Source organism: Shinella pollutisoli, from assembly GCF_024609765.1.
GTDB classification, from domain to species: Bacteria; Pseudomonadota; Alphaproteobacteria; order Rhizobiales; family Rhizobiaceae; genus Shinella; species Shinella pollutisoli.
Genome location: NZ_JANFDG010000031.1, coordinates 20,984 through 42,373, shown reverse-complemented (window position 1 = coordinate 42,373; position 21,390 = coordinate 20,984). Strand labels below are relative to the sequence as shown.

At 68.1% G+C, this 21,390-nt stretch carries 21 protein-coding genes; 16 read left to right on the top strand and 5 right to left on the bottom strand.

What is annotated here, in order from left to right; genetic code table 11:
* Positions 1-220 precede the first annotated feature (220 nt).
* From NNZ72_RS21265 to NNZ72_RS21250, 4 genes are all read left to right on the top strand, one after another.
* Positions 221-1,954 carry a response regulator gene (locus NNZ72_RS21265; RefSeq protein WP_257317625.1) on the top strand — a complete coding sequence of 578 codons (1,734 nt, stop codon included), beginning with the start codon at positions 221-223 and terminating at the stop codon, positions 1,952-1,954.
* Between the two features lie 139 nt (positions 1,955-2,093).
* Entirely contained in the window at positions 2,094-3,452 is a 1,359-nt protein-coding gene (locus tag NNZ72_RS21260) for a putative bifunctional diguanylate cyclase/phosphodiesterase (RefSeq protein ID WP_257317624.1), read from the top strand.
* Positions 3,453-3,562: 110 nt separating this feature from the next.
* Positions 3,563-3,901 carry a PilZ domain-containing protein gene (locus tag NNZ72_RS21255; protein ID WP_257317623.1) on the top strand — a complete coding sequence of 113 codons (339 nt, stop codon included), beginning with the start codon at positions 3,563-3,565 and terminating at the stop codon, positions 3,899-3,901.
* A gap of 98 nt (positions 3,902-3,999) precedes the next feature.
* The gene (locus tag NNZ72_RS21250) at positions 4,000-5,535 is read left to right on the top strand and encodes a trimethylamine methyltransferase family protein (protein ID WP_257317621.1); all 1,536 of its coding nucleotides are present in this window, start codon (positions 4,000-4,002) and stop codon (positions 5,533-5,535) included.
* A 61-nt stretch (positions 5,536-5,596) separates the two neighbouring features.
* On the opposite strand, the gene NNZ72_RS21245 is transcribed toward NNZ72_RS21250, so the two are convergent.
* The 5 genes from NNZ72_RS21245 to NNZ72_RS21225 form a co-directional block, all read right to left on the bottom strand.
* Entirely contained in the window at positions 5,597-6,313 is a 717-nt protein-coding gene (locus NNZ72_RS21245) for a PRC-barrel domain-containing protein (RefSeq protein ID WP_257317619.1), read from the bottom strand.
* A 124-nt stretch (positions 6,314-6,437) separates the two neighbouring features.
* A complete protein-coding gene (locus tag NNZ72_RS21240; protein ID WP_257317618.1) occupies positions 6,438-7,322 on the bottom strand; it encodes an SMP-30/gluconolactonase/LRE family protein in 885 nt (294 codons plus the stop codon).
* Positions 7,319-7,957, bottom strand: a complete 639-nt coding sequence (locus NNZ72_RS21235; RefSeq protein ID WP_257317617.1) for a 2-dehydro-3-deoxy-6-phosphogalactonate aldolase — start codon at positions 7,955-7,957, stop codon at positions 7,319-7,321. The genes NNZ72_RS21240 and NNZ72_RS21235 overlap by 4 nt, the downstream gene beginning before the upstream one ends.
* A gap of 13 nt (positions 7,958-7,970) precedes the next feature.
* Positions 7,971-8,891, bottom strand: coding sequence for a 2-dehydro-3-deoxygalactonokinase (locus NNZ72_RS21230; protein ID WP_257317616.1), 921 nt, complete (start codon positions 8,889-8,891; stop codon positions 7,971-7,973).
* Entirely contained in the window at positions 8,888-9,661 is a 774-nt protein-coding gene (locus NNZ72_RS21225; protein WP_257317614.1) for an SDR family NAD(P)-dependent oxidoreductase, read from the bottom strand. The genes NNZ72_RS21230 and NNZ72_RS21225 overlap by 4 nt, the downstream gene beginning before the upstream one ends.
* A gap of 262 nt (positions 9,662-9,923) precedes the next feature.
* Here NNZ72_RS21225 and NNZ72_RS21220 point away from each other — a divergent pair, with 262 nt between their 5' ends.
* The 12 genes from NNZ72_RS21220 to NNZ72_RS21165 all read left to right on the top strand — a co-directional run bounded on the left by NNZ72_RS21220 (position 9,924) and on the right by NNZ72_RS21165 (position 21,221).
* Positions 9,924-10,715, top strand: coding sequence for an IclR family transcriptional regulator (locus NNZ72_RS21220; RefSeq protein ID WP_257317613.1), 792 nt, complete (start codon positions 9,924-9,926; stop codon positions 10,713-10,715).
* A gap of 262 nt (positions 10,716-10,977) precedes the next feature.
* Positions 10,978-11,730, top strand: coding sequence for a helix-turn-helix transcriptional regulator (locus NNZ72_RS21215; RefSeq protein WP_257317612.1), 753 nt, complete (start codon positions 10,978-10,980; stop codon positions 11,728-11,730).
* Between the two features lie 85 nt (positions 11,731-11,815).
* Positions 11,816-12,562, top strand: a complete 747-nt coding sequence (locus tag NNZ72_RS21210; RefSeq protein ID WP_257317611.1) for a LuxR family transcriptional regulator — start codon at positions 11,816-11,818, stop codon at positions 12,560-12,562.
* 119 nt (positions 12,563-12,681) lie between these two features.
* Positions 12,682-13,842: an iron-sulfur cluster carrier protein ApbC gene (apbC, locus tag NNZ72_RS21205; RefSeq protein WP_257317610.1), complete on the top strand. Its 1,161-nt coding sequence runs from the start codon at positions 12,682-12,684 to the stop codon at positions 13,840-13,842.
* A gap of 127 nt (positions 13,843-13,969) precedes the next feature.
* On the top strand, positions 13,970-14,950 hold the full coding sequence (locus NNZ72_RS21200; protein WP_371747802.1) for a magnesium transporter CorA family protein: 981 nt from the start codon (positions 13,970-13,972) through the stop codon (positions 14,948-14,950).
* Positions 14,951-15,005: 55 nt separating this feature from the next.
* Entirely contained in the window at positions 15,006-16,865 is a 1,860-nt protein-coding gene (locus tag NNZ72_RS21195) for a potassium transporter Kup (RefSeq protein WP_257317608.1), read from the top strand.
* Between the two features lie 286 nt (positions 16,866-17,151).
* A complete protein-coding gene (locus NNZ72_RS21190) occupies positions 17,152-18,249 on the top strand; it encodes a cell wall hydrolase (RefSeq protein ID WP_257317654.1) in 1,098 nt (365 codons plus the stop codon).
* A gap of 265 nt (positions 18,250-18,514) precedes the next feature.
* Positions 18,515-18,895 (top strand): AtpZ/AtpI family protein, encoded by a 381-nt coding sequence (locus NNZ72_RS21185; protein WP_257317607.1) that lies wholly within the window; start codon positions 18,515-18,517, stop codon positions 18,893-18,895.
* 62 nt (positions 18,896-18,957) lie between these two features.
* Positions 18,958-19,710: a F0F1 ATP synthase subunit A gene (locus tag NNZ72_RS21180; protein ID WP_257317605.1), complete on the top strand. Its 753-nt coding sequence runs from the start codon at positions 18,958-18,960 to the stop codon at positions 19,708-19,710.
* 66 nt (positions 19,711-19,776) lie between these two features.
* Positions 19,777-20,004, top strand: coding sequence for a F0F1 ATP synthase subunit C (locus NNZ72_RS21175; RefSeq protein ID WP_024270186.1), 228 nt, complete (start codon positions 19,777-19,779; stop codon positions 20,002-20,004).
* Between the two features lie 88 nt (positions 20,005-20,092).
* Entirely contained in the window at positions 20,093-20,725 is a 633-nt protein-coding gene (locus tag NNZ72_RS21170) for a F0F1 ATP synthase subunit B (RefSeq protein ID WP_257317600.1), read from the top strand.
* Positions 20,726-20,735: 10 nt separating this feature from the next.
* Positions 20,736-21,221 (top strand): F0F1 ATP synthase subunit B, encoded by a 486-nt coding sequence (locus tag NNZ72_RS21165; RefSeq protein WP_257317598.1) that lies wholly within the window; start codon positions 20,736-20,738, stop codon positions 21,219-21,221.
* Positions 21,222-21,390: the final 169 nt, after the last annotated feature.

Genomic DNA, 21,390 nt, shown 5'->3' with positions numbered 1-21,390 from the left:
GCGGATCGTTCCGGCGGCCGATTCCGTAAGCGGTCTCTTGTGCTTAATCAGCCTTTAAGAAAAAGCTGCGAACGTGTCGGCGGGCCTGTATGAGCGCAGGCCGGCCGGTCCCCGGCGGACAATTGCAGCGTCGCTGGTCGCTGCCATCCTCCCTGTCCGAAGATGCCATGGCATCCATCAGCATGTTTCGCGAATGCCAGAGAGGCGGGGACTTGAAACGATGAGCGACGGGGCGTCGGCAGACGCGAACATCCGGCTGGGAATGTTCGAGACGGCCTGCGACATTCTCGCCGCCGCCGTGATCGTCTACGACAAGAACGACAGCCTCGTCTTCGCCAGCCGCCAGATCCAGCGCTACTTTCCCATCCCCGCCGATTTCCTGAAGCCCGGGACGCGCCTGCGCGACGTGCTCGGCGCGATCTTCGACTGCGGCCTGCGCTACGGCATCGCGCCGGAGATGCGCCACAAGGCCGTGAACCGCGAGGAGTGGATCTCCGCCCGCATCTCCGCGCACTGGCGGGAGCAGCACGACGCGGTGGAGCGGCTCGGCCGCGACCGCTGGATCCATTTCCGCAAGCGCCGCCTGTCGAACGGCTACAACGTCACCACGCTCACCGACGTCTCCGAGCAGAAGAAGCAGGAAGAGCAGTGGCGCACCGACCTGGAGCGCGTCGAGCTGACCGAGGCTATCCTGGAGACGCTGCCGTCGCCGCTCGTCGTCAAGGACCGCAACCTCGCCCATATCGCCGCCAACCGCGCCTTCTGTGCGATCTACAACGTCGAGGCCGACGCGATCCTCGGCCGCAGCGCCTGGGACCTGTGCGACGCGGAGAACGCCGAGCGCACCGAGGCGAGCGACCGCGAGGTGCTGGAGACCGGCATGCCGATGCGCGTCGCCGAGCATATCGTGCGCGCCGACGGCTCCGACCTCTACGTCATCACCCGCAAGTACCGGGTGGGCCAGCCCGGCCACTGCGTCCTCGTCACCCACATGGAGGACGTCTCCGACATCGTCGCCGGAACCCGGGCGATGGAGGGCGGCGCCTCCCTCGATCTCTGCAGCGGCTTCGTCGAGGCGCAGAACTGCTTCGATCCCGTGCGCGACGCCGAGCGCCGCATCCTGCTCGAGCAGTTGCGCTCGGAGGACCTGACGGCCGTCTCCGGCCGCCGCATCCTCGTCGCCACGCCCAATCCGCGCATCGAGAACATCCTGGTCGAGGAGTTCAGGCGGCGCGGCGCCGAATGCTGCGCGGTGCGCGACCGCCACGAATGCGAGGCCTTCCTGGCGTTCGCCGGCAAGCGCGGGCTGCCGCTCGACCTCGTCGTCGTCGACGACAATCTTCCCGGCCACGAGGAACTCGCCGCCCAGGGGCACGGCGTGCCCGTCCGCCTTATCGCCCCGGACGGCATCGGGCCGGATTTCATGCGCGTCCTCGTCGAGGAGCACGAGCTCCTGTCGGAGAACGCCTCGCCGCTCGGCGACATCGTCAGCCCCGTGCCGATCGCCGACGACTGGTACATCGCCACCGACATCGCGGCCATGCCCTCTGCCGCCGTCGGCGACATCGAGGTGCTGGTGGCCGAGGACAACCAGATCAACCAGTTCGTCTTCTCGCAGATCCTCGAAGGCATGGGCATCTCCCACCGTATCGCCGAGAACGGCGAGGAGGCGGTGACGCTCTGGCGCAAGCACCAGCCGCGCCTCGTGCTGATGGACATCGCCATGCCGGTCAAGAACGGCATCGACGCGGCGATCGAGATCCGCGAGGCGGAGAAGGCGCTCGGCATCCACACCCCCATCGTCGCCGTCACCGCGCAGGCGCTCAACGTCGACATGCAGAACTGCATGGACGCCGGCATGGACGACTACATCACCAAGCCCGTCAGCCCCGACATGATCGAGGCGATCTACCGCCGCTACGCGGTCCCGCGCGAGGAGCGGTCGGTTGCCTGACGCGAGAAACCCCGGTCAACCCCCTAGAAATCGGGAGGGCCGGAAGGCTCCGGCGGCCGATCCGCTATGTTTTTGTTAAGAGTCATGCCTCATCGTGGAGCAGCCAACGGAGCGTGAGTGCAAGTGCGGGAAATCGTTGATGAAGTCTGCTGATCATGCGGCGCTGGAAGTTTCCCAGACTGACCTTCATGCCATGGCCTACACGGACCCGCTGACCGGGCTCGGCAACACCTACCGCCTGCGCGACAAGGTGCGCCAGATCGCCGCCGAGCGCGCCGAGGACCCGGCCCCCTTCGCCATCGGCATCGCCAATCTCGACGGCTTCAAGCCGATCAACGACCTGTTCGGCCCGCGCGCCGGCGACGAGATCCTCTGCCAGGTCGCCCACCGCCTCAGGGCCTGCATCCCGGACGGCGCCACCGTCACCCGCCACGGCGGCGACGAGTTCGCCTTCGTTCTGCCGCTCGTCTTCGAGCGCAAGGGCGCGGAGAAGATCGGCCAGATGCTGCGCGAGGTGCTGTCGGCCCCCTTCGATCTCGGCGACCGCAACGTCCGGCTCTCCGCCTCCTTCGGCTTCGCCATCTATCCCTTCGCCGGCGAGGACTTCACCGACCTCCTGAAGAGCGCCGACACCGCGCTCTATCGCTCGAAACGTCGCGGCCGCGGCCAGATCACCGTCTATTCGCAGGAGATCGCGCAGGAGATGAAGCGCGCGACCCATCTCGAGCAGGCGCTGAGGAACGCGATCATCGCCAACGAGGTGGACGTCCATTTCCAGCCGATCGTCCGGCTGCGCGACGATGCCGTCGTCGGCTTCGAGGCGCTCGCACGCTGGTGCGACGCCGATCTCGGCTACGTCTCGCCGGCCGTCTTCGTGCCGCTCGCCGAGGAGCGCGGCTTCATCGACACGCTGTCCGACACGCTGCTGCGCAAGGCGGCGGAGGCGGCCCTTTCCTGGCCGAAGGAGCTGTTCCTGTCCTTCAACCTCTCCTCCGCCCAGCTCATGGATCCGAAGACCGCCTTCAACACGCTGGCGATCCTCAACCGCACCGGCTTCGACCCGCGCCGGCTGGAGCTGGAGATCACGGAGACGGCCGTGATGACGGATGCCGACACGGCGCAGAAGATCGTCGCGGAGCTTCGCGGGGCGGGCGTGCGCGTCTCGCTCGACGATTTCGGCACCGGCCAGTCGAGCCTCGGCCGGCTGCGCGACTTCACCTTCGACAAGGTCAAGATAGACCGCGCCTTCGTCTCGCGCATCGCCAACGACAAGGCCTCCGAGCACATCATCAAGGCGATCGTCGCCATGTGCGAGGGCCTCGACCTGGAAGTGGTGGCGGAAGGCATCGAGGACTTTTCCGAGGCGCTGAAGCTGAAGGCGCTCGGCTGCGGCATGGGCCAGGGCTATTTCTACGGCAAGCCGACCGACGCGGGGACGACGATGCGGTTCCTCTCCGACCGCTATGTCAGCGTCGAGGGCCGCGCCGTCAACGCCTGAGCGCCGTCGCAGACGGCATTTCCCTAAAATCCGAGCTTTTGCCTTAGCGGGCGGTCAAGCCGCATGGGGTACGCTTTTCCCATCGTGGCACACTGTCCGGGAGGAAAGACATGCTGAAGAGCGGCATCATGCGCAAGGAACGGGGCTCGGCCCGCTCGAAGGTGCGCATATATGGCACGGTCAAGGTCATGCAGCAGTCGAGCCGGGGACGCATCGTCGACCTGTCGCAGCAGGGCATGGCGATCGACCTCGAGCGGTCGCTGCACATGACGCCCGGCCAGCAGGTGGAGGTCCTGACCGACGAGCTCGGGCCGATCGACGGCATCGTCTGCTGGTACGCGAACGGCAGGGTCGGCCTGCGCTACAAGATGACCACGCGCGCGGCGGCCCAGGTCGCCTCCTATTTCCGCTTCTTCCACAAGACGGTGACGCCGGTCCTGCGCGGCTGATCGCTCGCATAATCCCATCTTATGCGTCGCACCAGTATTTTGCCCGGTTACACGGCGCCCTTTCCCGTCTAGCCTTCGCGGCAAAAGGGGAGGCGAACATGACGGAACGGGCGGAAAGACGCGGGCGCGGCGCACGAAGCGCACGGCGGGAGGAGGCGGCGCAGGCGCACGGCGCGCCCTATATCGTGCGCAACATCCCGACCTACGACATCCTGTCCGAGGAAAACCTCCTCCGGATCGAGCATACGGCCGACCGCATCCTCGCCGAGATCGGTATCGAGTTCCGCGACGACCCGGTCGCGCTCGACCACTGGAAGCGCGCGGGCGCGAAGGTGGACGGGCTGCTCGTGCGCTTCGAGCCCGGCATGCTGCGCGAGATCGTGTCCTCCGCGCCGGCGGAATTCACGCAATACGCCCGCAATCCGGAAAACAACGTGCAGATCGGCGGCCGGAACGTCGTCTTCGCGCCCGCCTACGGCTCGCCTTTCGTCATGGACCTGGACAAGGGCCGGCGCTACGGCACGCTGGAGGACTTCCGCAACCTCATCAAGCTCGCCCAGTCGAGCCCCTGGCTGCACCATTCCGGCGGCACGATCTGCGAGCCGGTGGACGTTCCCGTCAACAAGCGCCACCTCGACATGGTCTACAGCCACATCCGCTATTCCGACCATCCCTTCATGGGCTCGGTCACGGCCGAGGAGCGGGCGGAGGATTCGATCGAGATGGCGCGCATCCTGTTCGGCGCCGATTTCGTCGACCGGAACTGCGTCATCCTCGGCAACGTCAACGTCAACTCGCCGCTCGTCTGGGACGGCACGATGACGAATTCGCTGCGCGCCTATGCGCGTGCGAACCAGGCCGCCGTCATCGTGCCCTTCATCCTCGGCGGTGCGATGGGGCCGGTGACGAATGCCGGCGCCATCGCCCAGTCCTATGCCGAGACGCTCGCCGGCTGTGCGCTGACCCAGCTCGAGCGGAAGGGAGCGCCGGTGATCTTCGGCAACTTCCTCTCCTCCATGTCACTGCGCTCTGGCTCGCCCACCTTCGGCACGCCGGAACCGGCCATCGGCTCGATGGTGATCGGCCAGCTCGCCCGCCGGCTGAAGCTGCCGCTGCGCTGTGCCGGCAATTTCTCCAATTCCAAGCTGCCGGACGGGCAGGCGATGCAGGAGGGGCTGATGTCCATGCTGTCGGCCGTCCACTGCGGCGCGAACTTCATCCTGCATTCCGCCGGCTTCCTCGACGGGCTGCTCTCGATGTCCTACGAGAAGTTCGTGATGGACGCCGATCTCTGCGGCGCGCTCCATTCCTATCTCGCCGGCGTGACGGTCGACGACAATTCGCTCGCTTTCGACGCCTTCGAGGAGGTCGGGCCGGGCAGCCATTTCCTCGGCTCGGCGCACACGATGCGCAACTACCAGACGGCCTTCTGGGATTCGGCGCTGTCGGACAACGAGCCCTTCGAGAAATGGAGCGGGGAGGGCGGCTCGACCGACATCGCCGCCCGCGCCAACCGCCAGTGGAAGAAGGTGCTCGCCGAATACCAGGCCCCGCCGCTCGACGAGGCTGTCGACGAGGCGCTCCGCGACTTCGTCGCCCGCAAGAAGGCGGCGGTGGACGACGCCTGGTACTGACACGGAAAACCCGGCGGCGCGGGTTGCGCCACCGGGTCGGATGAGGGTTGCCGGAACCCGCTTATTCGGCCGGCTCGGTCGGCAGCGTGCCGGGCGTCGTCGAGGACGTGGTGGAGGTGTCCACCTGCGTCTGCGCGTTGCGCTCGGCGACCTGCTGCGACTTCGTCTTGAATTCCGGCGCCGCCTGCAGGCTTTCGGCGGTTTCCGTCGTCGTCAGCTTGACGTCGTCGGAGTCCGGAACCTGGGTGATCGAGATGGTGTCGAACGGTACGGCGACCCATTTCTCGCCGATGCCGAGGAAACCACCGACGCCGACCACGGCTGCGGCGATGCCGCCGTCTTCCTGGATGATCAGGTCGCTGATCTTGCCGATGCTCTCGTCGGCGCTGTTGTAGACGGTCTGGCCGATATAGGTGTTGGCGCTGATCTGGTCGTCGCCCTGGGCGGTCAGATAGGTCTCACCCGCGGCCGGAGCCTGGGCAGTGTCTTCGGAGGGCGTCGCCGGGGTCTGGGCGGTGTCCTCAGAAGGCGTCGCCGGGGTCTGGGCAGTGTCTTCCGAAGGCGTCGCCGGGGTCTGTGCCGTATCCTCCGACGGGGTTGCCGGGGTCTGTGCCGTGTCGTCGGGCGTGGTGCCCATGGTGTCCGGGTTCACGGCCGGATCTTCCATGGTTTGGCCGGCGGCCGGCTGGTTGGTGTCCTGCGCATAGGCGACAGGAGCAATTGCCGCGCCCAGAAGGAGTGCACCAGCGGCAACGGAAGTGAAGAGTTTGTTGGTCATTTCGAACCTGCCTTTCGTCTTCGTTGGCATCAAGGCGCGGCGGCGTTCGGTAACTTTCCGTCCGTCCGCACCGGCTGATGCACAAGGAACGACGACCTCGGGTTTTGGTTCCGCCGAAAAAATCTCAGAGTGCGAAACGCGGTTCGAAGCGGCCCTTCACGGCGATGCCGAGCTCGAAGGTCTTGCCCGCATGGGGATCGGCCTGCCGCGCGGCCGCGTCCATGCCCTCCCAGGCGGAGGTGACGAGCAGGCGCGAGGCGTCCCTGCCGATGAAGGCCGGGCAGCTCGCCTGCGCGGCGGGCACGGCATGCGACGCGATCTTCGTGCCGTCCGGCCGGTAGACCTCGACGGCGCCCGCGCCCCAGCGTGCGTTCCAGATGAGCCCGTCCGCATCGCAGACCGCGCCGTCGATGCCGCCGCTTGCGGCCGTCTGGTCGCTCAGGACCTCCGGCTCGCCGACGGGAAGGCCGGTCGCCGGGTCGAGCGCCACCCGCATCAGGTGGTTGACGTCGGTGTCGGCGAAATAGCCGGTGGCCCCGTCGGGGGAGAAGCAGATGCCGTTCGGGATCGTCAGGCTGGAGAAGAGCCGCGTCACCCGCGCGCCCGCCACATGGTAGATCGCCCCGGCGTTCTTCTCGGCGCTGCGGCCCATCGTGCTCGCCCAGAGCGCGCCGCAGGGATGCATGCGGCCGTCGTTCGAGCGGTTCTGCGGCTTGTCCTCCAGCGTGGCGAAGGGCGCGAGCCGCCCGTCGGCGACCGTGCGGACGAACAGGCCCTTGTCCGAGACGACGATCTGGCGTTCCGCGTCGATGACGGCGAGCACGCTGCCGAGGAAGGGCAGGTCCTGCACCGTCTTTACCATGTCCGCGAGGCGGAGCGCGTGCAGCTTGCGGCCCTTGATGTCGAACCAGAAGGCGGTATCCGTCGCCGGATCGTAGGTCGGGCCTTCGCCGAGCTCGCTGGCGACGTCGCAGAGGATGCGGCCGGCGAAGGGATGGGTCTCGGTCATCGGGAAACTCCATAGGCGGCGTCATAGGCGGCGATCGTCGCCTCGGCGCGGGCGCGGACCTCGTCCGCCGCCATGCCGGGCTTGTAGAGGCTGGAGCCGAGGCCGAAGCTGCGCACGCCGATCGCCGCATAGTCGGCGAAGTTCCTCTCCGACACGCCGCCGACGGCGGCGATCTCCAGCTCGGCCGGCAGCACGGCGCGGATCGCCTGGATGCCGGCCGAGCCGAGCACGCTCGCCGGGAAGAACTTCAGCCCCGTCGCCCCGGCGCGGGCGGCGGCGAGCGCCTCGGTCGGCGTGAAGACGCCCGGCATCGTCACCATGCCCTTCTCCGCCGCGCGCGCGATGACGTCCGGCTCGACGTTCGGGCTTACCATCAGCGTGCCGCCGACGTCGGCGAGCCGGTCGACGTCCGCGACCGTCAGCACGGTGCCGGCGCCGATCAGCACACCTTCGGGCGCCAGCTTCACGGCGGCCTCGATCGAGCGGAACGGCTCGGGCGAGTTGAGCGGGATCTCGATCGCCGTGAAGCCGGTCTCGATCAGCGCGCCGACGACGCCGTCCGCCTCGGCGGGCTTCAGGCCGCGCAGGATGGCGATCAGCGGGCGGGTCATCGGGGGAAAGGGAATGCGGCTCATCGGCTTTGCTTTCTCAAAGGGACCAGAGGGCTTTCGCGCCGGCGGCAAGGCCCGCGCGCACGGCGGCGTCTGCATCGATCACGGTGGTAGCGATGTCCGCGGCGGCGAGGGCCGCGCGGTAGAGCGCGCCGAGCCCGCCGGACACGACAAGCGCCACCGGCGTGCCTTCGGCGACGAGCGACAGCGCGCCGGCGATCTCGACGCCGATCAGCGTGCCGGAAAGCCGCGCCCTGGCGTCGTCCGGCGACAGGCCCGCAAGCAGCCCGCCCGCGCGCACCGAGAACAGCCGGTTGGTCGCAAGCGCCGGCGCGGCGACGCTTTCGGCGACCGCCGTGCGGAACGCCGCGCTTTCGCCGGAGACCGTTCCCGCCCCGGCGATCGAATGGCTGAGGATCGTGTGCGCCGAGATCGCCTCGAAGAGCTCGCCGGTCATGAAGGTGGAGAAGCCCGCGACCGTGCCGCCGGAAAGCCGCACCCATTTGCTGTGCGTGCCCGGCATGCAGACGAGGCGGTCGCCGCTGCCGAGCCCGGCGGCGGCGCCGAGAAGCTGCGTCTCCTCGCCGCGCATTACGTCGGGGGCGGCCGGGTCGCGCTGCGCGAGGCCGGGCAGGATGCGGATGTCGGCGGCGACGCCCGGCACGCGCACCGCGGCGGCGGGAATGGCCGCAAGGGCCGCGGGCGTGTCGAGATAGCCGGCCTCGACCCAGCCCTGCTTCGCCCCGGCCATGCCGCAGATCAGCACCGGCAGGCCCTCGGGCGCGGAGACGGCGGCAAGGTGGCTCTCCAGCACCTCGGCGAAGCCGGTGCGGGCGGCCACGGTCATGCCTTCGCCGCTGCGGCGCTCGGCGAGCACGGCGCCGTCGCGGCCGATCAGCCAGAGGCGGAAGCTGGAGGTTCCCCAGTCGATGGAGACATAGGCGGGTCCGGTCGTCAAAGCATGCCTCCGTCGACGATGAGGGTCTGGGCGGTGACGGCGCCAGAAGCGTCCGACGCCAGGAAGAGACAGGGGCCGACGATGTCCTCGGGGCCGAGCGAGCGCTTCAGGCATTGCCGCGCGACGCCGGCGGCGGCCGCCGCCTCGTCGACCCAGAGCTGGCGCTGCCGTTCCGTCAGCACCATGCCGGGCAGGATGGCGTTGACGCGGATGTTCTCCGGCCCGAGCCGGCCGGCGAGCGACTTGGTGAGGCCGACGATGCCGGCCTTGGCGGCGGCATAGGCCGGAAGCTCGCCCATGTTGAGCAGGTAGGCGATGGAGGAGAGGTTGACGATCGCGGCGCCGCTTGTCCCGGCGGCCGCCCGGCGCAGGTGCGGCAGCGCCGCCTGTGCGGCGAAGGCGTAGTGGCGCAGGTTGACCGCCAGGCTTTCGTCCCAGTCCTCCGGCCCGATCGCCTCGAAATCGTGGCGGTCGTCGCGCGCCGCATTGTTGACGAGCACCTTCAGGCCGCCGAGCGCGTCCGCGGCCTCGGCGACGGCGGCGCGCAGCGCCGGGATGTCGCGCAGGTCCGCCTCCAGGAAAAGCGGCGCATGCTCGACCGTGCCGGAAAGGGAGGCGGCGAGCGCCCGGCTCTCCTTAACGGCGATATCGATGAAGGCGACGCGTGCGCCCTGCCGCGCGAAACCTTCGACGAGCGCCGCGCCGATGCCGGAGCCGCCGCCGCTGACAAGCACGCCGCTTCCCGCAAGGTCCGCATACCGGGCCGCCATCGCCGATCCTCCAGAGTTCCATTATATGGAATTGAGTTTGATTATCCGGAATTATTCCGCTAGGCTTGCCGCCTGTCAAGGAGGCGGGCCGGTCGCATCTGCGGCCTCGCCGCTCTAGCCCTCTCGCCCGCGAGAAGACGGTGGACGGGAAGCCGGAGCGGCATATCCCTTCGCCCCGCTTGCGGGGACAAGGTGGCCGGCAGGCCGGATGAGAGGCTTGGCATCCATATGCGGTGGCCTGTCGAGGCATGGGAGGCAAAGCATGGCATCGCGCCGGGGCGGCGAAGGGAAGGACACCGGCACGCTCGGCAAGGCCGTCGCCGTGCTGGAGACCGTCGCGCTCTCCGACCGGCCCATGCGCTTCACCGACGTGCTGGCCGCAAGCGGCCAGCCGCGCGGCACGCTGCACCGCCAGCTTTCCCATCTTCTGCGCGAAGGCCTGCTCGAGCTCGGGCCCGACCACGCCTACGTGCCGGGCCTTCGCCTCCTGAAGCTCGCCTCGGCGGCCTGGGCGCGCAACGAGCTGCGCGCGGTCGCCGCCCCCTTCCTGGAGGCGCTGCACCGCGAGACCGGCGAGACCGTGCATCTCGGCGTGCTGCGCGGGCGCGAGATCATCTATCTCGACAAGGTGGAGAGCCGGCAGGCCGTGCGCATGAACTCGCAGATCGGCAACGCCTCGCCGGTCTATTGCACCGGCGTCGGCAAGGCGGCGCTCTCCGTGCTCGACGCGCCGGCGCTGGAGGCGGTCCTGTCCGGGCTGGAGTTCCGCCGTTTCACGCCGCAGACGCTGGCCGACCGGGCGGCGCTGGAGGCCGAGCTCGCGGAGATCCGCCGGGAAGGCGTCGCCTTCGACCGCGAGGAGCACGAGCCCGGCATCCGCTGCGTGGCCGCACCCGTCCATGATGGCGGCCGCGATCTTGTGGCCGCCGTCTCTGTGACGGGCCCGGCCTACCGGGTCGGCCCCGAGCGGCTTGCGGAATGGGCGCCGCATGTGCGCGCCGCTGCCGCCGCCGTCATGGGGGAACTCGTGTTCCGCCTCGGGCCGCAACGGTAGGTCGAGCCGTGAGGTACGTGCACATACGGCCCGGTTGTCCTTGCGCCCTGTTTTACGGTAAACTGGGAAAATGCGCTGGACGCGGGTTTGGCGCCCCAGTAGCTTTTTCCGGAAGCGGTTTTCGGACTGCTTCGCATGCCGCGATCTTGAGGCGCGGTCAATACGATTAAGATGCATTGGGATACGGGGGTTCCCGAGGCACGCCGGGTGCGGCGCCGGACAACCGGCGCCCGTTCGCCCGTTGCCGAGGGGAGAGGCGAATATGGCGGATAGACTTCAAACGGCGTCTGTGCGGTCCCGGTTTCCGTGGGAGGGCAGCCTGCGGGACGACAGCCTGCCGGCGCTGGATTCGCGGGACGACGTTTCCGCCACGCTGGAACGCCTGGCGGAGCACTACGGCCTCAACGGCTATATCCTCATCAACGTCCCCGCCGAGACGTCGAGCGACTTTGCCTCGAACGTGCTGCTTACCTCCTGGCCCGAGGAGATGCTGCGGAACTACGACCATGCCGGCCTGTTCTTCGGCAGCCCGGTGATCGGCCGCCTGCGCCGCAGCACCACGCCCTTCGCCTATGATACCGAGACGACGAACCGCCGCCGCGCCGACGGCAAGGCGGAGATCGCCGTCAGCCTGTTCGGCAAGTACGGCCTGTCGCGCGGCGCCTACTTCCCGGCGCACAACGCGGCGGGCCTTCGCGGCGCGCTCGCCTTCGGCGGCATGCGCGAGGCGCTGAGCCCGCGCGAGATGGCCGAGCTGAACGCGGTCGCCAATGCCGTCTTCGCGCGCGTCGTCGACCTTGCGGCCGACCACCATCCCGGCGCCGCGCTCTCGCGCCGCGAGGTCGAGTGCCTGTCCTGGGCATCGGCCGGCAAGACCAGCCTGGAAATGTCGGAGATCCTCGGCCTCTCCGAATATACGGTCAATCACTACCTGAACCGTGCGACGCGCAAGCTCGATGCCGTCAACCGCGTCCAGGCCGTCGCCAAGGCCATTCGCGCCGGGCTCCTGAACTGATGGAAGACGATCCTTGGCCATGGCCGGAACGCAGACGCATCCCCTCCACCCCGTTCCGCAGGGACCGGATTCCGAAAGGCCGCGCATGATGATGGGGGAGGAAACCCAGGGCTACGAGAGCCGGATGCGCGACGAGGGCAGCGAGATCGCGGCGCTCGAGACCCAGTTCGACATCGTGCGCTACATGCGGCGCAAGTGCGAGGAGTTCGGCCTCAGGTATTTCATCGCCTTCACCCTGCCGGGCTTCGAGGCGGAGAAGCTGTCGGCCTATTCGATCGTCAGCAACTGGCCGCAGGAGTTCCTCAGCCGCTACGACGCGAACCGCATGGTCCGCCGCAGCGCCGGCATCCGCAAGCTCCGGCTGACGACCGTGCCCTTTTCCTACGACATGCTCGAATGGATCGGCGAGGCCGCCGCCGAGGAGGATTTCGGCAACTTCGCCGACGTCGTCAACGCGCACGGCATCCGCGTCGGCCACTTCTTCCCCGTCCACGACGCGCTCGGCAATCGCGGCGCCATCGTCTGGAGCGGCGAGAAGCAGGAACTGCCGCTCGACGACCGGCTGATGCTGCAGATGATCTCGATCCACCTGTTCAACCGGCTCGCCGAGATCGGCGCGGCCTGGAAATCGGGGCAGGTGGTGCTGACGGAGCGCGAGGTCCAGTGCCTGAGCTGGACGGCGGCCGGCAAGACCAGCCTGGAGATCGCCGAGATCCTCGGCCTCTCGGAGCACACGGTCAACCACTATCTCAACCAGGTCACGCGCAAGCTGGAGGCGGTGAACCGCACCCAGGCGGTGGTGAAGGCGATCCGCCGCGGCCTGATCGCCTGAGGCCGGGCTGAGACGACCTGCCGCAACCGCGAGCGCCCCTCGCGGGTGAAATCGTTTGGCGGGCGCCCGCGCGTGCACTATCTACACGGGGGGGCGCGGGTATCGCAGGCGAGGGTTTGATGACGGACGTAACCAAGGAACAGGTGCTGGAGCGGCTGAGGACGGTGCGCGGCCCCGGCATGAAGGGCAACATCGTCGATCTCGGCCTCGTGTCGGATGTCTTCATCTCCGACGGCAAGGCCTATTTCTCGATCACGGTGCCGGCCGAGCAGGCGCGCGATCTCGATCCGATGCGCGCCGCCGCCGAGCGGGTGGTGCGCGAGATCCCGGGCATCAAGTCCGCCATGGTGGCGCTGACGGCCGACAAGAAGGCGGCCTCCGGCCCCGCCGCCGCCCGTGCGCCGGCCCCGCCGCCGCCCGGCCGAGGGCATCAGCACGGCGCGCCCGGCCAGCCGCAGCCGCGCCCGAAGTCCGGCATTCCCGGCGTGCGCGCGATCATTGCGGTCGCCTCCGGCAAGGGCGGCGTCGGCAAGTCGACCACCTCCGTCAACCTCGCCCTGGCGCTGAAGGCGAACGGGCTGAGCGTCGGCATCCTCGACGCCGACATCTACGGCCCCTCCATGCCGCGGCTCCTGAAGATCTCCGGCCGGCCGCAGCAGCTCGAGGGCCGCATGATCAAGCCGATGGAGAACTACGGCATCAAGGTCATGTCCATGGGCTTCCTCGTCGACGAGGACGTGGCGATGATCTGGCGCGGGCCGATGATCCAGTCGGCGCTGATGCAGATGCTGCGCGAGGTCGCCTGGGGCGAGCTCGACGTGCTGGTGGTCGACATGCCGCCCGGCACCGGCGACGCCCAGCTCACCATGGCCCAGCAGGTGCCGCTCGCCGGCGCCGTCATCGTCTCGACGCCGCAGGACCTCGCCCTGATCGACGCCCGCAAGGGGCTGAACATGTTCAGCAAGGTCGAGGTGCCCGTCCTCGGCATCGTCGAGAACATGAGCTATTTCATCGCCCCGGACACCGGCAACCGCTACGACATCTTCGGCCACGGCGGCGCGCGGCGCGAGGCCGAGCGCATCGGCGTGCCCTTCCTCGGCGAGGTGCCGCTGACGATGGACATCCGTGAGACCTCCGACGCCGGAACCCCGGTCGTCGTCTCCAACCCGGACGGGGCGGCGGCCAAGGCCTACCGCGTGATCGCCGACCGCGTCTGGCAGGAGCTGCAGGCGCTGGAAGGCAAGGGCGCGCGCGGCGCGCCGTCGATCGTCTTCGAATAGCGCCGGGACACGCCCGCCGCACCCTTGATTTTTATATTGCACTGCGCAATATCCCCTGCCTGCCGCGCCTTCGAGCGCGGCGCAGCTCAGGAGTGTGAGCGATGGTCCTGTCCGGAGCCATTCGCCTGTGATTACGGTTTACCGTTCGAATGGCGAGGGGCGCGTCCTGCAGGACGTGGCCGAACCCGTCGCGGAGGCGTTCGCCGATGCCGTCTGGATCGACGTGCTCGATCCCGCCCGGGACGAAGAGGCGCTGATCGAGCGCGCCCTTTCCCTCGACATCCCCACCCGCGACGAACTGAAGGACATCGAGCCCTCCAGCCGGCTCTACACCGACGGCAGCGCGGCCTACATGACCGCCTCGCTGATCGTGCGCGCGGAAAGCGATCTGCCGGCGCTGACCGACGTCGCCTTCATCCTCACCGCCCGGCATCTCGTCACCGTGCGCTATGCCGAGCCGCGCTCCTTCGCCCTCTTCAAGGGCGCGATGCACCGCATCCCCGGCGGCTGTTCCTCGCCGACCGTGACGATCACGCGCCTGCTGGAGACCGTGGTCGACCGGACGGCGGAGATCCTGGAGATCGCCGTGGCGCGGGCCGATACGCTGTCGGTGGAGGTGTTCGGCGACAAGCGGCACCTCTCCCGCCGCCCGCCGCGCTACCTGGAGGACCGGCTGATCCAGGTCTCGGGCCTGCACCGCCTCGTGGCGAAGGTGCGCGACAGCCTCATGTCGCTGTCGCGCGTGCTGACCTTCCTGCATTCCCTGCCGGCGCTGCATGCCGACCGCGAAAGCCGGGAACTGTGCCGCACCGTCTCGCGTGACGTGCAGTCGCTGTCCGAGCATGCGAACTTCGTGGCCGGCAACATCACCTTCCTGCTCGACGCCTCGCTCGGCCTCATCAGCCTCGAGCAGAACGCCATCATCAAGATCTTCTCCATCGCCTCGGTGGTGCTGCTGCCGCCGACCCTGATCGCGTCGATCTACGGCATGAACTTCGACCACATGCCGGAGCTGCAGCTTCCCTATGCCTATCCGGCCACGCTGGTCGCCATGGCCGTATCGGCGATCCTCCCCTTTTTCTTCTTCCGTCGGAAAGGCTGGCTCTAGGGCCTGTTTCCCCATGAACCACGATGCTGGTTTCCCAACGCATTCGAAGGGCCGGGTGCGCAGCCTGGCGTTCGCCGCCCTCGGCTCCGTCGGCGTCGTCTACGGCGACATCGGCACGAGCCCCCTCTATGCCTTCCGCGAGGCGCTGAGGCCCGTCGCCGCCGGCGGCCTCGTGCGCGCGGAGATCATCGGCCTCGTCTCGCTGATGCTCTGGACGCTCACGGTGATCGTGACGCTGAAATACGTCCTCTTCCTGCTGCGGGCCGACAACCACGGCGAGGGCGGCACGCTCTCGCTGCTGGCGCTCCTGATGCGCACGGCGAACGGGCACGCCGCGGTCCTCTTCTTCATGGGCGCGGTCGGCGCGGCGCTCTTCATCGGCGACGCGATGATCACGCCGGCGCTCTCGGTTCTCTCCGCCGTCGAGGGGCTGAAGCTCGTCACGCCGGGGCTCTCCGACTACGTGGTGCCGATCTCCGTCGTCATCCTCGTCGCGCTCTTCGCCGTCCAGTCCTGGGGCACGGCCGCCGTCTCGCGCTTCTTCGGGCCGATCACGGCGCTCTGGTTCCTCGTCATGGGCGCGGTCGGCCTTCAGCATATCAGCGACGATCCCGGCGTGCTCGCCGCCTTCAATCCCTATCACGCCGCCGTCTTCCTGTTCCGGGAGGGCTGGCTCGGGCTCGTGGTGCTGGGCGCCATCTTCCTGACGGTCACGGGGGCAGAGGCACTCTATGCCGACCTCGGCCACTTCGGCCGCCGGCCGATCCAGTGGGCCTGGTTCTGCCTCGTCTTCCCCGCGCTCGCCCTCAACTATCTCGGCCAGGGCGCGCTGGTGCTGAGCCATCCGCAGGCGGTCGAAAATCCCTTCTACTTCATGTTCCCGAAATGGGCGCTGCTGCCGGTGGTCATCCTCGCCACCGCCGCCACCATCATCGCCAGCCAGGCGGTGATCACCGGCGCCTTCTCGCTGGCGCGCCAGGCGATCCACCTCGGCTACCTGCCGCGCATGGAGATCTTCCACACGTCGGAGACCCATACCGGGCAGATCTACCTGCCGGCGGTCAACACGCTGCTGCTCTTCGGCGTCATGCTGCTGGTCTTCGTCTTCGGCTCCTCCGAGGCGCTCGCCACCGCCTACGGCGTCTCCGTGACCGGTGCTATGGTCGTCACGACGCTGCTCGCCTTCGAGTTCCTGCGCATGCGCTGGCGCTGGCGTCCGCTCGTGGCCGGTGCCGTGCTCGCGCCGCTCCTGCTGTTCGAGCTCACCTTCCTTGCCGCCAACCTCCTGAAGATCCACGACGGCGGCTACGTGCCGGTGCTGATCGCCGCCGCCGTCGTCATCGTGATGTGGACCTGGACGCGCGGCACGCGGATCCTGCGCGAGAAGACCCGGCGCATCGAGGTGCCGATGGAGGCCTTCGTGAAATCCGTCGAGAAGCCGTCCGCCCACGCGCCGGTCCGCGTCGCCGGCACGGCGATCTTCCTGACCAGCGATCCGGATTTCGCGCCCGCCGCCCTCCTGCACAACATCAAGCACAACCACGTGCTGCACGACCGCAACGTCATCCTGACGGTGCGCACCACCAGCACGCCGCGCGTCGTGCCGGCCGACCGCTTCACCGTCGAGCCGCTGTCCGAGCGCTTCTCGCGCATCGAGCTGCGCTTCGGCTTCATGGAGACGCAGAACGTCTCGCAGGCGCTCGGGCTGATGCGCAAGGCCGGGCACAAGTTCGACATCATGTCGACCTCCTTCTATCTCGGCCGGCGCAAGCTGGTGCCGGATGCGCAGTCCGGCATGCCGATGTGGCAGGACCGGCTGTTCATCGCGCTCGCGAACGTCGCGACCGACCCGTCCGACTATTTCCGCCTGCCGACCAACCGCGTCGTCGAGCTCGGTTCGCACGTCGTCATCTGACGTTTGCCGGCAAGAGGGAGCCGCGCATTAACCAAGCATCAAGGTTAATGCTTCAATTTGCGAAACCAGAACAGGGTCGCCCGCAGGCGGATGCGCGGGCGGGTTCCGGCTAGTGGAATTTTTCGGGCGGGACGGACGCCGGCGGAGTGCGCCGGCGGCAGGGTCTTCGCGCGAGCGTCGGGTGCGGAGTGAAGAGTTGCGTAAGCGTAGCGTTCGTCATGTCGGCAGCGGCCGCCTTTCCCTTCTCTGGCGCACCTGGAAGACGCCGCTCGCCGCAGCGCTCGGCCTGCTGGCGCTCTTTCCCAGCCAGGCCGCCCATACCGACCTCGCCACCTTCCTCGCCGGCCTCAACCGCAAGGGCGGCAATCAGCAGATGGTGCTGACGCGCTCGCCGGCGGGCTCGATCCACGAGGTCGAGATCGCCTTCGCCGACGCGATCACCACCGGCGCCGTCGCCGGCGGCGCGGGCGTGGAGCTGCCGGGCGGCGTGACGGCGGCGCTGCGTGCCGAGGCGAAGGGCGAGGGCGGCATTCCCGACGAGGAGCGCATCAACCGACGCGACAAGAAGGGCCGCGTCGTCGCCGTGATGCCGGTGACGCCGCCCAAGGACTTCACCGCCGGCTCGATCCTGGAGCGCACCAGCTTCCTCCTCTCGCCCTCCCTGGAAAAAGGCGAGCGCATGACCTTCGTGCGGCCGAAGATCAAGGGGCGGGAGATCGAGATCGCCACCGCCTTCTACCGCAAGAAGCCGGTCGCGAAGGATGCCGGCGTGCCGGCGATGCTGGCGAACCTCGTCACCAACGACAGGGCCGACGTGCTGGCGACCGCCTATGCCCGCGTCGAGCCGGACTATGCGCGCGAATCCCCGTTCGATTCGATCCTGAAGCCGGAACGGGAGGCGGGCCGCTTCATCCCCGACATCGCGCCGGACGACCACGCCTGGGCGGCGACCCCGCTGCCGGCCGGCGTCTTCTCGGAGAAGGAGCAGAAGTGCCTCGCCGAGGGCATCTACTTCGAGGCGCGCGGCGAGGAGCTGAAGGGCCAGGCCGCCGTCGCGCAGGTCATCCTCAACCGCGTGCGCAATCCCGCCTATCCGAAGACGATCTGCGGCGTCGTCTACCAGAACCGCGACTGGCGCAACCGATGCCAGTTCTCGTTCGCCTGCGACCGCATCCCCGACCTGATTCTCGGGCCCTGGCACTGGAAGACGGCGAAGGAGATCGCCATGGCCGTCACGGCCGGCAAGATCTGGCTCGAGGAGGTGGGCTCCGCCACGCATTACCACGCCACCTACGTCCGTCCGCCGTGGGGACGCACGATGAAGCGGATGGCCAAGATCGGCCGGCACATCTTCTACCGCACCTATGGCGGCGGCTGGAGCTGAGGGGCGCGGGCCTTGCGGCGAGTCCGGCCGCAGCGGGCCGGGCGATTCCCGTCCGGCGGGGGACAATCTTCCGTGATTTCGGGTAATCCATTGATTTAAATGGATATTTTTGCTGTGGCGCAAAGCTCCGCCACGCCTTGACTATGCCGATCCCTAAAACTATGTTGCGCCCGACTTCAAAAGGGCTGGATATGGCTTGAACCCTAGCCGTTATTATGTCCGCAATGGGGCGAAACGCCCGGCGGAGAGGACGAAAGGGAACGCCATGACCGATCGGAAGGGAAGTCTGGAAGACCGGCTGAAGCGACTGGACGCGGAACTCGCGGAAAGGCGCGGCAAGGAAGAGGCCGGGACGGCCGCCGAGGAGCGGGCATCCGAAAGCCGCAAGGGCTATGCGGTCGCCATGAAGCTCTCCAGCGAATTCGTCGCCGCCGTCATCGTCGGTGCGCTTCTGGGCTATCTTCTGGACCATTTTGCGGGTACAGGGCCGTGGGGGATGATCATCCTTCTCCTGCTGGGTTTCTGTGCCGGCGTGCTGAACGTCATGCGCGCGGCGGGCCTAGTGGCCTCGCCCCATCCGGTGGACAGGCTGGCAGGCCGGGATCCCGGCGGGCGTGACGGAACCGGAAAGACGGACGGCGCGTAAGGCGCGCGCGGTTCGAACATTGGGTGACTTCCGCTCCGGCGGGCAAGCGAGAGAGACAAGCGGTGGCAAACGATCCGACCCATCAGTTCCTGGTCAACAAGATTGTTCCGATCGAGATCGGCGGCATCGACTTCTCGTTCACCAATGCCTCGCTGTTCATGGTCGCGACCGTCGCCGCCGCGGCGGGCTTCCTCTACTTCACCACCTCGCAGCGCGGCCTCGTGCCGAGCCGCATGCAGTCCGTCTCGGAGATGTCCTACGAGTTCATCGCCTCGATGCTCCGGGAAGGGGCGGGCAGCCAAGGGATGAAGTTCTTCCCCTTCGTCTTCTCGCTGTTCATGTTCGTGCTGACGGCGAACCTCATCGGCATGGTGCCCTATTTCTTCACCGTCACCAGCCAGATCATCGTTACCTTCGCGCTGGCGATGCTCGTGATCGGCACGGTGATCTTCTACGGTTTCTACAAGCACGGTTTCGGCTTCCTGAAGCTTTTCGTGCCTGCGGGCGTTCCCGGCGTGCTCCTGCCGCTGGTCGTCTCGATCGAGGTCATTTCGTTCCTCTCGCGCCCGATCAGCCTGTCGATCCGTCTTTTCGCCAACATGCTGGCGGGTCACATCACCCTCAAGATCTTCGCCGGCTTCGTCGCCTCGCTCGGCGCGCTCGGCGCCGTCGGCGTGGTGGGGGCGGTCCTGCCCCTGCTCATGACCGTCGCCGTGGTCGGTCTCGAATTCCTCGTGTCGTTCCTGCAGGCCTACGTCTTCGCGGTCCTGACATGCATGTACCTCAACGATGCCGTGCATCCGGGTGGTCACTAGGAAGAAAGTCGTCGACGCCTCCCGGCGTCGCTCATAAGCCGCAACAACCCATTCAAGGAGTTCAACATGGAAGCGGAAGCAGCAAAGTTCATCGGCGCGGGTCTTGCCACGTTCGGTCTCGCCGGCACGGCTCTCGGCCTCGGCAACATCTTCGGCAACTACCTTGCCGGCGCCCTGCGCAACCCGTCCGCTGCCGACAGCCAGTTCGGCCGCCTCGTCTTCGGCTTCGCCGTTACGGAAGCTCTGGGCATCTTCTCGCTGCTCATCGCGCTCCTCCTCCTCTTCGCCGTCTGATACGGCCTGAGGCGGGACCACGGCCCTCCGGGCCGTGGTCCGCATATCTGCAAGGACACCCTTTGAGAGTGCCCCCCTGGAGGTGAGCATGTTTGTGACCCCGGCGTCGGCCGAGTCCACCCCTTTCGAAATCGCCCAGGCCGAGACTCCTGCCGTGACGCATGAGGCCCAGCCGGCCGGCGAGGTGCACACCGAGACGGGTGTCGCACACGGCGACGAGCACGCCACCGGCGTCTTCCCGCCGTTCGACCAGACCACGTTCGCGTCCCAGCTCCTGTGGCTGGCGATCACCTTCGGTCTCTTCTACCTTCTCATGTCGAAGGTCATCGTTCCGCGCATCGGCGGCATCCTCGAGACGCGCCACGACCGCATCGCCCAGGACCTCGACGAGGCCGCCCGCCTGAAGGCGGAGGCGGATGCGGCGATCGCCGCCTATGAGCAGGACCTCGCCGCCGCCCGCGCCAAGGGCAACGCCATCGCCAGCGCAGCCCGCGACGAGGCCAAGGCCAAGGCCGACGCCGAGCGCGCCCGCACCGAGGCGGCCCTTCAGGAAAAGATCGCCGGTGCCGAGACCCGCATCGCCGAGATCAAGGCCAAGGCGCTTGCCGACGTCGGCTCGATCGCCGAGGAGACGGCCGCCGCCGTCGTCGAGCAGCTGATCGGCGCCAAGGCGAGCGAAGCCGAGATTTCCGCCGCCGTGAAGTCGGCCGCCGGCAAATAAGGAGGCACCCATGCAATTCGACGCCACTTTCTTCGCCTTCGTCGGCCTCCTGCTGTTCCTGGCCCTGGTCGTCTACCTCAAGGTGCCGGGCATGATGGCGAAGAGCCTCGACGCCCGCGCCGCGAAGATCTCCAACGAGCTCGCCGAGGCCAAGCGCCTGCGCGAGGAGGCCCAGCACCTGCTCGCCGAATACCAGCGCAAGCGCAAGGACGCCGAGGCGGAAGCCGCCGGCATCGTCGCCGCCGCCGAGCGCGAGGCGAGCGCGCTTGCCGCCGAGGCCCGGCAGAAGACCGAGGAATACGTCGCCCGCCGCAACGCGCTCTCCGAGCAGAAGATCCGCCAGGCCGAGGCCGACGCGATCAACGCCGTGCGCGCCGCCGCCGTCGACCTCGCCGTCGCCGCCGCCGAGAAGGTGATCGCCGCCAAGACGGATGCCGCCACCGGCAAGGCGCTCTTCGCCGACGCCATCGGCCAGGTGAAGACCCGCCTCAACTGAGGCTTCCTTTCTGAATGAATGACGAGAGGCCGGAGCGATCCGGCCTTTTTCGCGTTTGTGCTTATGGCATGGATGCGCCGCCGCTTCTCTTCTCCCCGGCGGGGAGAAGGTGGCCCGAAGGGCCGGATGAGGGGGCAAGCTTGCCGCATGCTGCCTGCGGGCCCCCTCA

Excerpts from the sequence above, each read along its gene's own strand:
- NNZ72_RS21265 (WP_257317625.1), top strand. The coding sequence starts at position 221 with ATGAGCGACGGGGCGTCGGCAGACGCGAACATCCGGCTGGGAATGTTC.
- NNZ72_RS21260 (WP_257317624.1), top strand. The coding sequence starts at position 2,094 with ATGAAGTCTGCTGATCATGCGGCGCTGGAAGTTTCCCAGACTGACCTT.
- NNZ72_RS21255 (WP_257317623.1), top strand. The coding sequence starts at position 3,563 with ATGCTGAAGAGCGGCATCATGCGCAAGGAACGGGGCTCGGCCCGCTCG.
- NNZ72_RS21250 (WP_257317621.1), top strand. The coding sequence starts at position 4,000 with ATGACGGAACGGGCGGAAAGACGCGGGCGCGGCGCACGAAGCGCACGG.
- NNZ72_RS21245 (WP_257317619.1), bottom strand. The coding sequence starts at position 6,313 with ATGACCAACAAACTCTTCACTTCCGTTGCCGCTGGTGCACTCCTTCTG.
- NNZ72_RS21240 (WP_257317618.1), bottom strand. The coding sequence starts at position 7,322 with ATGACCGAGACCCATCCCTTCGCCGGCCGCATCCTCTGCGACGTCGCC.
- NNZ72_RS21235 (WP_257317617.1), bottom strand. The coding sequence starts at position 7,957 with ATGAGCCGCATTCCCTTTCCCCCGATGACCCGCCCGCTGATCGCCATC.
- NNZ72_RS21225 (WP_257317614.1), bottom strand. The coding sequence starts at position 9,661 with ATGGCGGCCCGGTATGCGGACCTTGCGGGAAGCGGCGTGCTTGTCAGC.
- NNZ72_RS21220 (WP_257317613.1), top strand. The coding sequence starts at position 9,924 with ATGGCATCGCGCCGGGGCGGCGAAGGGAAGGACACCGGCACGCTCGGC.
- NNZ72_RS21215 (WP_257317612.1), top strand. The coding sequence starts at position 10,978 with ATGGCGGATAGACTTCAAACGGCGTCTGTGCGGTCCCGGTTTCCGTGG.
- NNZ72_RS21210 (WP_257317611.1), top strand. The coding sequence starts at position 11,816 with ATGATGATGGGGGAGGAAACCCAGGGCTACGAGAGCCGGATGCGCGAC.
- apbC (WP_257317610.1), top strand. The coding sequence starts at position 12,682 with ATGACGGACGTAACCAAGGAACAGGTGCTGGAGCGGCTGAGGACGGTG.
- NNZ72_RS21185 (WP_257317607.1), top strand. The coding sequence starts at position 18,515 with ATGACCGATCGGAAGGGAAGTCTGGAAGACCGGCTGAAGCGACTGGAC.
- NNZ72_RS21175 (WP_024270186.1), top strand. The coding sequence starts at position 19,777 with ATGGAAGCGGAAGCAGCAAAGTTCATCGGCGCGGGTCTTGCCACGTTC.
- NNZ72_RS21170 (WP_257317600.1), top strand. The coding sequence starts at position 20,093 with ATGTTTGTGACCCCGGCGTCGGCCGAGTCCACCCCTTTCGAAATCGCC.
- NNZ72_RS21165 (WP_257317598.1), top strand. The coding sequence starts at position 20,736 with ATGCAATTCGACGCCACTTTCTTCGCCTTCGTCGGCCTCCTGCTGTTC.